The organism is Neisseria sp., assembly GCF_030530745.1.
Lineage (GTDB): Bacteria > Pseudomonadota > Gammaproteobacteria > Burkholderiales > Neisseriaceae > Neisseria.
Genome location: NZ_JAUMUI010000044.1, coordinates 1 through 10,382, shown reverse-complemented (window position 1 = coordinate 10,382; position 10,382 = coordinate 1). Strand labels below are relative to the sequence as shown.

Genomic DNA, 10,382 nt, shown 5'->3' with positions numbered 1-10,382 from the left:
CTGAATCCGTTAGGGGGAATTTAGAGGAGTTTTGGGATTTTTGCAAAGGTCTCAGTATGTATAGTGGCTGAAATTTAAAACAGTACAGCGTTGCCCCGCCTTGCCGTACTATCTGTACTGCCTGCGGCTTCGCCGTCTTGTCCTCTTTTAAATTTAAGCCACTATAATTAAATCCGTTATAAACCGGGGCCGTCTGAATTTTTCAGACGGCCCCGGTTTATATAGCCAAACGGTTAGGCGTTGCCTTCTTGAGCCTGCTGATACATGGCCTCGAAGTTAATCGGTGCCAGCAGCACGGGCGGAAAGCCCGCTCGGGTGATGGTGGTGGAAACGGTTTCGCGGGCGTAGGGAAAGAGAATGTTGGGGCAGGCAACGGCCAGCAAAAGCTGCACGTCTTCATCAGGAATGTTTTCCAAGCGGAAAATACCGCTTTGCGAAACTTCGTTTAAAAACATCACGCGCTCGTCGCCCAATTTGGCGGTTACGGTTACGGTTACGGTTACTTCGTGAAAGCCGTCTTCAAGTTTTTCGCTTTCGGTTGAAACACGCATGTCTACTTCAGGCTCGCCCTGCTCCAAAAACACGGCCGGCGCGTGGGGCACTTCGAGGGATAAATCTTTTACATACAGTTTTTCAATGCTGAATACGGGTTGCAGTTCTTCGCTCATAGCTTTCTTTCTGTTGGTTCGAGGGATAACGATTCGGTACTATATGGTGCCGGACGGTATTTTTACAAGGCCGTGCGGCAAATAATCCCGCCCGGCTTTTTTGCAGAACCTGTGCTGGCCGCCCGAACCGTTTCAGACGGCCTGCTGCGAAATTGTCCGGTCAAATCATAAAGCCTATGCTCTGATCCATTTCTACAGCGGGATTGTGTACTTTGCCGGTAGGTTTGGCGGGCACGCCCACTACGGTGGTGTGCGGCTCTACATCGGCCACCACTACGCTGCCGGCGCCGATTTTGGCACTCTCGCCGATACGGATGTTGCCAAGCACCGAAGCGTTGGCGCCTATCATCACGCCGTCGCCCACTTTCGGGTGGCGGTCGCCGCCCTCTTTGCCCGATCCGCCCAACGTTACGCCGTGCAGAATCGAGATATTGTTGCCGAGAACGGCGGTTTCGCCCACAACGAAGCCTGTGGCGTGATCGAGCATCAGGCCGCTGCCGAAACGGGCGGCGGGGTGAATGTCGACGCCGAACACTTCAGACGAGCGGTTTTGCAGAAAATACGCCAAAGTTTTGCGGCCGTTGGTGTAGAGCCAGTGGTTGATGCGGTGCGCCTGAATCGCATGAAAGCCTTTGAAATACAAAAGAGGCAGCGAATATTCGTCGCAAGCAGGGTCGCGCTCGTAGCAGGCCAGCAAATCAAGTTTGACGGCCTCGATAATGGCCGGATCGCTGCCCAAGGCCTGAACATACATTTCAAACAGGGCGCGTGCGTCCATAACGGCGCTGGAAAGTTTGCTGGAAAGGTGGTAGGCCAAAACCGAATCGATTGTGGGGTGGCGCAAAACGGTTTGGTGCAGGAAGCTGGCCAAAAGCGGCTCGGCCGCCGCAGCTTCTCCGGTTTCTTCGCGGATAGCCTGCCAAACATCGAAACCGGGGGTGTTGAGATGATCTTTTTTCATGGTGAAGGCCGTCTGAAACAGTGGGTTGAACGGGAGTTATATTATAAGTCCGGCGGTGTTGGCAAGCGTGGCGGCGGCAATCTGCGGCCTGTATCCGGAAGAAAGAGGCGCCTGTATTTTGCACGGCGCACCGCAACTGCCTGTCAAGCCTCGGTAACAAACTCGCGCGAATAGGTTTTTTCGCAATAATGGCACTTCAGTTTGGTTTGGCTGCCTTTGGTTTTCACATAAAAACGGCTTTTCACCGGCTCGCCGTGGCTGGCGCAGTTGGGATTGGGGCAGCGGAACACTTCGCTGATGGTTTCCGGCAGGCTCAGGTGGCGCTTTTCAACCACTTGAAAGTCTTCAATCACATTAACGGTGGCTTCGGGTGCAAACAAAGCCAAGCGGTTGGCGGCTTTTTCATCGAGATGCACGCCGGAAATTTTAATAATATCTTTGCTGCCGTGGCTTTTGCTGGGCAGGTTGAAGCCTACGGTAACGGCATTGCCGGGATGCAGCAGCTTGAATTGGCGCAGAATCGTCAAGCCTTTGCCGGCGGGGATATGGTCGATAACGGTACCGCTCTGAATGGCCTCGACACTATATTGCTTCTTGTTCATCACGCACTCCTTACACTTCTTCGTTCAGAATCAATGATAAAATCGCCATACGGGCATACACGCCGTTGGTGGCCTGCTCGAAATAATAGGCATACGGGGTGGCATCGACATCGGGGTGGATTTCATCCACCCTCGGCAGCGGATGCAGGATGCGCAGATTGCTTTTGGCACCTGCCAGCATAGATGCGTCCAAGTTAAATTTGCCTTGGATTTTGGCAAATTCCTGCTCGTCGAAACGCTCGCGCTGCACGCGGGTCATGTAAAGGATGTCCGCCCACTCCACCGCCGCTTCGAGCGACGGCAGAATCTGATAACGGCAGCCGGCTTCGTCCAACTCTTCGGTGATGTAGTCGGGCATGGCCAGGCTCGGCGGCGACACGAAAGCGAATTCGCACCCCCAGCGCTTGAGCGCCTGCGCCAGCGAATGCACGGTGCGGCCGTATTTCAAATCACCCGCCATCGCGATTTTCAAATTGTTCAGACGGCCTTGCGTTTCGTAAATCGTTACCAAATCCAGCAGGGTTTGGCTGGGGTGTTGGTTGGTGCCGTCTCCCGCATTAATCACCGGCACATCCGAAAACTCGGCCAGCACGCGCGCGGCACCGTCTTTGGGGTGGCGCTGGATAATCGCATCGGTGTAGCTGGAAATGATGCGGGCGGTGTCGGCCAGCGTTTCACCTTTTTTCGCGCTGGTATTGGCGCCGTCGGCAAAACCGATCACCTTGCCGCCCAAACGCTGCACGGCGGTTTCAAACGATAGCCGCGTTCTCGTCGAAGGCTCGAAAAAACAAGAGCCTATCAACTTGCCTGCCAGCAAATCGCTGCGCGGCTCGGCCTTAAGCTTGAGCGCGGTATGCAGCAGCAATTCAAGCTGCGGCGTGCTCAAATCGGAGATGGAAATCACATTTTGACGGTAAAGCAGATTAGACATGGCATTTCCTTTTTCCATAAAAAAACCCGTGGATACGGGCATTGTCGGAAAACGGCAAAACCGCTGCGGCAGGCAGCGCGGCTGAAAAGGCGGCGCGGGCAAACGGAAAACATGGCGGTTTTGCGGTCGGTAAACTTTGACCGATTATCGCATAAACCAAAGGCCGTCTGAAAGCGGTTTTTCAGACGGCCTTTATTCTTGCTTTGACGAGTTTGCCGAAAAGGAAGGGTTAGGACAAAACCAGAGGGCGGTTTAGAACCGGTAACCTACGGTAGCCATATAGCTGTTGTTGGTGGCCTTGTCGCCGTGGCGTTTGAAACGGGTCTGCTCCCATTCGCCGCCGACTTCGACATTGGGCGTTACCGCATATTTCAGGCCTGCGCCGTAGCCCACGCCGTCCATGTTGCGGCTGCGGCCGTTCACGCCTTCAAAGCGGCCGTAGTGGTAGCCTACTTTGCCGTAAACCATGGCATCTTGCGCGAAGCGGTAGCCTTGCACGTAAGAAGCAGAAGCATCCATTTTCTGTTTCATTTCACCGGCGGCATTGCTGCCTACTTTGCGGTGCAGCGGCTTCACGGCCACTTCGGCACCGCCGATCCAGTTGTTTCCGTATTCGACGTTATAGTTGCCGCGCACGGACATATCAGCTTTGTGTTTCTCGTTCAGATTGCTGTTTTTCACATCGGTTTTGCTGGTTCCGGCACCGATTTCCACAGACGGGCCTGTGAATGTGTTGCTTAAAGGTTGGGCACAAACCGCAGCGGCCGAACCCAAAGCTAAAACAGTCAATAACGCTTTTTTCATTGTTTCACTCCTATCGGGATAAAATACGGCAGCGCAACCGCGCCTTCCGTGAATACAGTATTGCGCCGGCCGCGCCCTGCCACAAGCGTCAAAATGGCGGAATTACACGATTTCACTGCCGCTTAACGTTTGTAATTTAAGGGATTTTTTGCATATTCACAAAGGCGGGAACTGTTGCGAACGGTTTATGCGGGGCGGCCGCCCCTCCACCAAGATGCTGAAACCGCTGCAAAAAAACACATTACCGGCACGGTTTCTGCCGACGCTGTTTTTTTACACGCCCGCAGGCCGTCTGAAAAAAACGGCGCCCGCCCCGGCCGCAACAGGTTTACACTTGCGGGTGTGGTTTTTTGCCGCCAACATGCCTGTTTTTTTACACAAGCAGGCCGGTTCGGACGCATATAACCGAAGCCGGCCGGTTTTGCCGGCATAAGGAAATACTATGTTTCAACACACAGGGCGCCACATTAAAGCACCACATCACCCCACGTGCTGCCCTGATTCGGACGGGGTTTCCCCCAAATAAACCTAAATTCTGCCGCCATAAACGGCGCTGTCTCAGCTGAAAAGGAAACTTGATGAAAAAACTGACCATTATCGCTTTTTTACTCACCGCCCCGTTCGCACAGGCCGATACCGTTTCCGACGAACTCTTAAGCGCACAGGCCGCCTACCGCGCCGCCCTGAGGGCGCAGCACAACAGCGGCAGCCGCATCGCTTCGCTGCAGTCGGACATTGCCGGCGCCCAATCTCGCATTAAGCAGGCCGAAGCCGATATTGCCAAGATGCAGGGCGAGCTGCAGGAAGAAACCGCCAAAAAAGCGCAGGCCGACAGCGCGCTTGAAGCGGCCGGCCGCCGTTTAAACGCTGCCTGGCAGGCCTCGCGCGATGCGCGTGCCAAACAATAGCCGGAAATATTTGAAGTTTCCGGCACAGACGGCGCAAGTTCGCCTGTTCAGGATATTTAAAGCAAATCAGGCCGTCTGAAACAGACCCCGGTACAAGGGATTTCAGACGGCCTGATACCGTAAAACGGTGCAACCCGGTTACAGGGTGCGTTCCAGCAGGTTCAGCATATTCTGCCACGCCACTTCGGCATCGGCTTCGTTATAGGCCAAATCCACGCCGTTTTTCTCACCGTTGCGGGTGGCCTGCGGATTGGTGAAACCGTGTTTGGCATAAGGGAACACATCGATATGGTAGCGCGCTTTGGCGTTATCCATTTCTTTGCGGAAGGCTTCCACCGCATCCATCGTTACCATCGTATCCAAACCGGCGTGTTCGACCAGCAGTTCGCCTTTGATAAAACCTTCGCGGGCAGGCTCGGGCGTGGCGAGAATGCCGTGGAAGCTGGTTACGGCTTTCAAATCGTCGCCGCGGCGCGCCATATCGAGCACCACGCGGCCGCCGAAGCAGAAACCGATGGCGCCGATGCGGTTTCCGTCCACTTCGGGCTGCGCGGCCAGCGCTTGCAAGCCCAAACGGGTGCGCTCGGCCAGCACGGCGGGGTCGGCAAGGGCTTCGGTCATCCAGGCATTGGCTTGGGCGGCATCATCGGTGAGGCGGGCGCCGCCGTATAAATCCATCGCCAGCGCGGCATAGCCCTGTTCGGCCAAGCGTTCGGCGGCGCGTTTGGCGTGCACGCTCAAACCCCACCATTCGGGTGCCACCAATATGCCCGACAGACTGCCGACGGCGTGTTCGGGCAGGCACAGGTAACTTTGCAGGGTGAGGCCACCGGCGGTGGCGTATTCCACGGTGCGGGTGGTAATCGGCATATCAGGCTCCTTTGTGTTGGGGTTTCAGACGGCCCCAAGCTTAAATGATGCGGCACGGGCGTTCAAGGCTCTGCGGGGAAAAGTGTATGAAACTATTGGATTATTTCTTTAAAATCAAAATAAAAGGCCGTCTGAAACATTTTCAGACGGCCTTTTCAGGTTATAGCCGGGCAGGTTAGCGGCGTTTTACCTGGCTGCCGATCACGCCGCCCAAGGCTGCACCGCCGAGGGTGGAGCCGGTGTCGCCGCCGATCATGTTGCCGGCCACGCCGCCGATAACGGCGCCGGCAGCAGTGTTGCGCTGGGTACGGTTCATGCTTTCGCATGCAGTGAGAGAACCGGCAACGGCCAGCAGGGCAATGGCTTTAACGATGGTTGATTTCATGTTGTCCTCCTTAAAAAAGGTGTTATATTGCGGGAAAATCCTGAAAAGGACGGGATTCCCTGTTAAGAGCGCCTGCAGTATGGCATAGGATACGGATAATGATATATCGGCAGGGGTAAAGAGTTTTAAAACTGAACAAAAGTTTGAAATTATATTTTATGAGCGTTTATTCTGTTGCACATATCATACATTTGTTTTGCGCCATTGTTTTTGTGGGCGGTGTTTTCTTTGAAACTTTGGTTTTATCGGCCATACACGGCAAAGATGTACCGAAGGAATCAAGAAAAACGGTAGAAAAAGCCATTATGCGGCGCGCCGTGCGGGTGATGCCGTGGGTGGTGGGCGGCGTGTTTTTGTCGGGGCTGGCGATGGCGCACCGCTATGCCGCCGCTTTCGCCGCACCGTTTGCCGCGCCGTTCAACACCCAGCTGTGTTTGAAGGTGCTGCTGGCCTTCGGCGTGTTGGCGCATTTTCTGATTGCCGTTACCAAAATGCGGCGCGGCACGCTCACGGCGGCATGGTCGAAATATATCCATCGGGCGGTGTTTTTCCAAATGGTGATGATTGTGCTGCTGGCGAAAACCATGTTTTATGCGGCTTGGTAGGCAGGTGGCACAATTATAGAGGGGCCGCCTGAAAGATATTGGACTGCGCCTGCTGCTTATTTCAAAAATAAGGGAAAGTTGTTTCCATAAACCCCGAGAGGATTTAACCGTGAGCAGTATAAAAATACAGCCGGAAGGTTTTCAAAACATTATCGCCAATTTGGGCATTAAAGATGAAAACGATGATTTTATCGCCGTTATCTCTGAAAAACCTGCATGTGTAAGCGCCATGTTTACGCAATCCCGCTTTGCAGGCCCCAGCGTTGTTTTATCCCGCGAAACCGCCAAAAAGCAAAAGGCACGCGGGGTAATCGTTATTGCCCGCAATGCCAATGTGGCCACCGGTGCCGAAGGATTGGCCGATGCCCGGGAAATACGGGAACGTTTGGGGCAGGCGGCAAACGCCGACCCTGAAGAATTGCTGATAGCGTCTACGGGGATAATCGGCCGCCGCTATCCGATGGAAAAAATACGTGCTTTCTTTGCCGGCAACCCTTCCCTGCAGCCTGCGGATTTCGGGCGTTGCGCCGCCGCCATCATGACCACCGACACACACCCCAAATATTCCGCACGAAAAGTCGGCAATGCCTGCCTGGCCGGTATTGCCAAAGGGGTGGGAATGATTGAACCGAATATGGCGACACTGCTGGCCTTTTTCTTTACTGATGCCAAAATCGATCCGGTTTTGCTGGATGATATGTTTCGGAGGGTTGTCGAAAAAACCTTCAATGCCCTCAGCATCGACACAGATACCTCAACCAGCGATACCGCCGCTATTTTGGCCAACGGGCTGGCGGGAGAAGCCGACCCCGTGGAGTTTGAAGCGGCACTCTACGACACAGCCCTTGAACTGGTGCGCATGATCGCTTCAGACGGCGAAGGTGCCTGCAAATCATTGGAAGTTGCGGTTACGGGGGCGAGAGACAGTGCGCAAGCCAAGCGTGTTGCCAAGGCCGTTGTTAATTCCCCGCTGGTCAAAACCGCAATACACGGAGAAGATCCGAACTGGGGGCGGGTGGCCATGGCTGTCGGCAAATGCGAAGAGGATGATGACATTCTTCCGGAAAAGGTCAGCATCAGTTTCGGCGGCATCGAAACCTACCCCCGGCAGCTGGACGAAGCAGGGCTGAAAGCAGTTAAAACTTATCTGCAAGAAAAAAACATCCTCATCTCGGTAGATTTGAATATCGGCCAAGGGGCATTTACAGCCTACGGCTGCGACCTTTCCGAAGGCTATATCAGGATTAATGCCGACTACAGCACCTGAATTAAAACCAGCCCTCTTTTCACCCCCAAAGGCCGTCTGAATATTTTTCAGACGGCCTTTGGCGCATTTTATACGCTATAATCCCACACTTTATAAATTCCCGTTTTTTCAAGCACAAACCATGACCAAACGCAAAATCCTCGTTACCTCCGCCCTGCCCTATGCCAACGGCAGCATCCACTTGGGCCATATGGTCGAGCATATCCAAACCGACATCTGGGTGCGTTTTCAAAAACTGCGCGGCCACGAGTGCTACTACTGCTGCGCCGACGACACCCACGGCACGCCCGTCATGCTGGCGGCGCAAAAACAGGGCATCACGCCCGAAGCGCTGATTGACAAGGTTCACGCCGAGCATCTGGCCGACTTCACGGGCTTTTTCATCGGCTACGACAACTATTACAGCACCCATTCCCCTGAAAACAAAGCCTATTCCGAACAAATCTACCGCGCCCTGAAAGAGAACGGCAAAATCGAGAGCCGCACGATTGAACAACTGTTCGACCCCGAAAAACAAATGTTCCTGCCCGACCGCTTCGTGAAAGGCGAATGCCCCAAATGCCACGCGCAAGACCAATACGGCGACAACTGCGAAAGCTGCGGCACCACCTATTCGCCCACCGAGCTGATTAATCCTTACTCCGCCGTGTCGGGCGCGAAACCCGAGCTGCGCGAAACAGAACACTTCTTCTTCAAACTGGGTGAATGCGCCGATTATCTGAAACAGTGGACAGCGGGCAGCACCACCCTTTCAGACAGCCGCGTACAGCAACACTTGCAGCCCGAAGCGTTGAACAAAATGAAAGAATGGCTGCACCCCGACGAAAACGGCGAAGGCGGCCTTTCCGACTGGGATATTTCCCGCGACGCTCCCTATTTCGGCTTTGAAATCCCCGGCGCGCCGGGCAAATATTTCTATGTGTGGCTGGATGCGCCCGTGGGCTATATGGCCTCGTTTAAAAACCTGTGCGGCCGCATCGGCGTGGATTTTGATGAATTCTTCAAAGCCGGCAGCCAAACCGAGATGTATCACTTTATCGGCAAAGACATCCTCTATTTCCACGCGCTCTTCTGGCCTGCGATGCTTGAGTTTTCCGGCCACCGCGCCCCGACGGGCGTGTTCGCACACGGCTTTTTAACCGTGGACGGCCAAAAAATGTCGAAATCGCGCGGCACCTTCATCACGGCCAAATCTTATCTCGACCAAGGCCTGAACCCCGAGTGGATGCGCTACTACATCGCCGCCAAACTGGGCAGCAAAATCGAAGACATCGATTTGAACCTGAACGACTTTATCGCCCGCGTCAACAGCGATTTGGTGGGCAAATATGTGAACATCGCCGCCCGCGCATCGGGTTTCATCGCCAAGCGTTTTGAAGGCCGTCTGAAAGACGTTTCCGGCAGCCCGCTGCTGCAACAACTTGCCGCCCAATCCGAAACGATAGCCGCCGACTATGAAACCCGCGAATACGCCAAAGCCCTACGCGACATCATGGCGCTGGCCGATGCCGTGAACGAATATGTGGATGCCAACAAGCCGTGGGAACTGGCCAAACAGGAAGGCCAAGAAACGCGCCTGCACCAAGTGTGCAGCGAACTCATCAACGCCTTCGCCATGCTCACCGCCTACCTCGCGCCCGTGTTGCCGAATGTGGCCGCGAATGCCGCCAAGTTCCTGAACGTGAATGCACTCACTTGGGCCAACACGCGCCAAACCTTGGGCGAACACACCATCAACAAATACGAACACCTCATGCAACGAGTGGAGCAACAGCAAGTGGACAACTTAATCGAAGCCAACAAACAAAGTATTCAGACGGCCTCTGCCGAAACCGCGCCTGCCGAAGAGGGCAAATTCGCCCCCGTTGCCGAACAGGCAAGTTTCGACGACTTTATGAAAATCGACATGCGCGTGGCCAAAGTGATCAACTGCCAAGCCGTGGAAGGCAGTACCAAACTCTTGAAATTCGACCTTGATTTCGGCTTCGAAAAACGCGTGATTTTCTCCGGCATCGCCGCTTCTTATCCCAACCCCGCCGAACTGAACGGCCGCATGGTGATTGCCGTGGCCAACTTCGCCCCGCGCAAAATGGCCAAATTCGGTATGAGCGAGGGTATGATTCTGAGCGCCGCCACGGCTGACGGCAAGCTGCGTTTGCTTGATGCGGACGAAGGCGCACAGCCGGGGGATAAAGTGGGTTAAACCCAAGCACCTCCCATTTGTTACGGCAAAGGCAAGGCCTGTCTGAAAAATTTCAGACAGGCTTTTTTGCGTTAGAGCGGGCATTATGCCTGCCGAACAACCGTAAAACACATTAGGGTCTGCTGACAATTGACCGGCGAAGCGGTTTTTTGAGGCAAAAACCGCGTATGCAAGGCAA

11 protein-coding genes are annotated in these 10,382 nt (G+C 54.5%); 4 read left to right on the top strand and 7 right to left on the bottom strand.

Annotated elements, in window-relative coordinates; translation table 11 throughout:
• Positions 1-233: 233 nt before the first annotated feature.
• The 5 genes from secB to Q3970_RS10435 all read right to left on the bottom strand — a co-directional run bounded on the left by secB (position 234) and on the right by Q3970_RS10435 (position 3,966).
• A complete protein-coding gene (secB, locus tag Q3970_RS10455) occupies positions 234-668 on the bottom strand; it encodes a protein-export chaperone SecB (RefSeq protein WP_303100513.1) in 435 nt (144 codons plus the stop codon).
• 160 nt (positions 669-828) lie between these two features.
• Complete coding sequence (cysE, locus tag Q3970_RS10450) at positions 829-1,629, bottom strand: serine O-acetyltransferase (RefSeq protein WP_303100512.1); 801 nt, start codon at positions 1,627-1,629, stop codon at positions 829-831.
• Positions 1,630-1,772: 143 nt separating this feature from the next.
• Positions 1,773-2,231, bottom strand: a complete 459-nt coding sequence (gene pyrI / locus Q3970_RS10445) for an aspartate carbamoyltransferase regulatory subunit (RefSeq protein ID WP_303100511.1) — start codon at positions 2,229-2,231, stop codon at positions 1,773-1,775.
• Positions 2,232-2,241: 10 nt separating this feature from the next.
• A complete protein-coding gene (pyrB, locus tag Q3970_RS10440) occupies positions 2,242-3,162 on the bottom strand; it encodes an aspartate carbamoyltransferase (RefSeq protein ID WP_303100510.1) in 921 nt (306 codons plus the stop codon).
• A 252-nt stretch (positions 3,163-3,414) separates the two neighbouring features.
• Positions 3,415-3,966, bottom strand: a complete 552-nt coding sequence (locus tag Q3970_RS10435) for a porin family protein (RefSeq protein WP_303100509.1) — start codon at positions 3,964-3,966, stop codon at positions 3,415-3,417.
• A 578-nt stretch (positions 3,967-4,544) separates the two neighbouring features.
• Between Q3970_RS10435 and Q3970_RS10430 the strand changes: the two genes are divergently transcribed.
• Positions 4,545-4,874: a hypothetical protein gene (locus tag Q3970_RS10430; RefSeq protein WP_303100508.1), complete on the top strand. Its 330-nt coding sequence runs from the start codon at positions 4,545-4,547 to the stop codon at positions 4,872-4,874.
• Between the two features lie 138 nt (positions 4,875-5,012).
• Here Q3970_RS10430 and Q3970_RS10425 read toward each other — a convergent pair whose 3' ends face one another.
• Positions 5,013-5,744: a dienelactone hydrolase family protein gene (locus Q3970_RS10425; RefSeq protein ID WP_303100507.1), complete on the bottom strand. Its 732-nt coding sequence runs from the start codon at positions 5,742-5,744 to the stop codon at positions 5,013-5,015.
• Between the two features lie 175 nt (positions 5,745-5,919).
• Positions 5,920-6,129 carry a glycine zipper 2TM domain-containing protein gene (locus Q3970_RS10420; RefSeq protein ID WP_303100506.1) on the bottom strand — a complete coding sequence of 70 codons (210 nt, stop codon included), beginning with the start codon at positions 6,127-6,129 and terminating at the stop codon, positions 5,920-5,922.
• Between the two features lie 158 nt (positions 6,130-6,287).
• Here Q3970_RS10420 and Q3970_RS10415 point away from each other — a divergent pair, with 158 nt between their 5' ends.
• The 3 genes from Q3970_RS10415 to metG all read left to right on the top strand — a co-directional run bounded on the left by Q3970_RS10415 (position 6,288) and on the right by metG (position 10,204).
• Entirely contained in the window at positions 6,288-6,734 is a 447-nt protein-coding gene (locus Q3970_RS10415) for a CopD family copper resistance protein (protein WP_303100505.1), read from the top strand.
• 109 nt (positions 6,735-6,843) lie between these two features.
• Positions 6,844-8,001: a bifunctional glutamate N-acetyltransferase/amino-acid acetyltransferase ArgJ gene (gene argJ, locus Q3970_RS10410; protein ID WP_303100504.1), complete on the top strand. Its 1,158-nt coding sequence runs from the start codon at positions 6,844-6,846 to the stop codon at positions 7,999-8,001.
• Between the two features lie 121 nt (positions 8,002-8,122).
• Complete coding sequence (metG, locus tag Q3970_RS10405; RefSeq protein ID WP_303100503.1) at positions 8,123-10,204, top strand: methionine--tRNA ligase; 2,082 nt, start codon at positions 8,123-8,125, stop codon at positions 10,202-10,204.
• The last annotated feature ends 178 nt before the right edge of the window (positions 10,205-10,382 follow it).

Excerpts from the sequence above, each read along its gene's own strand:
- secB (WP_303100513.1), bottom strand. The coding sequence starts at position 668 with ATGAGCGAAGAACTGCAACCCGTATTCAGCATTGAAAAACTGTATGTA.
- cysE (WP_303100512.1), bottom strand. The coding sequence starts at position 1,629 with ATGAAAAAAGATCATCTCAACACCCCCGGTTTCGATGTTTGGCAGGCT.
- pyrI (WP_303100511.1), bottom strand. The coding sequence starts at position 2,231 with ATGAACAAGAAGCAATATAGTGTCGAGGCCATTCAGAGCGGTACCGTT.
- pyrB (WP_303100510.1), bottom strand. The coding sequence starts at position 3,162 with ATGTCTAATCTGCTTTACCGTCAAAATGTGATTTCCATCTCCGATTTG.
- Q3970_RS10435 (WP_303100509.1), bottom strand. The coding sequence starts at position 3,966 with ATGAAAAAAGCGTTATTGACTGTTTTAGCTTTGGGTTCGGCCGCTGCG.
- Q3970_RS10430 (WP_303100508.1), top strand. The coding sequence starts at position 4,545 with ATGAAAAAACTGACCATTATCGCTTTTTTACTCACCGCCCCGTTCGCA.
- Q3970_RS10425 (WP_303100507.1), bottom strand. The coding sequence starts at position 5,744 with ATGCCGATTACCACCCGCACCGTGGAATACGCCACCGCCGGTGGCCTC.
- Q3970_RS10420 (WP_303100506.1), bottom strand. The coding sequence starts at position 6,129 with ATGAAATCAACCATCGTTAAAGCCATTGCCCTGCTGGCCGTTGCCGGT.
- Q3970_RS10415 (WP_303100505.1), top strand. The coding sequence starts at position 6,288 with ATGAGCGTTTATTCTGTTGCACATATCATACATTTGTTTTGCGCCATT.
- metG (WP_303100503.1), top strand. The coding sequence starts at position 8,123 with ATGACCAAACGCAAAATCCTCGTTACCTCCGCCCTGCCCTATGCCAAC.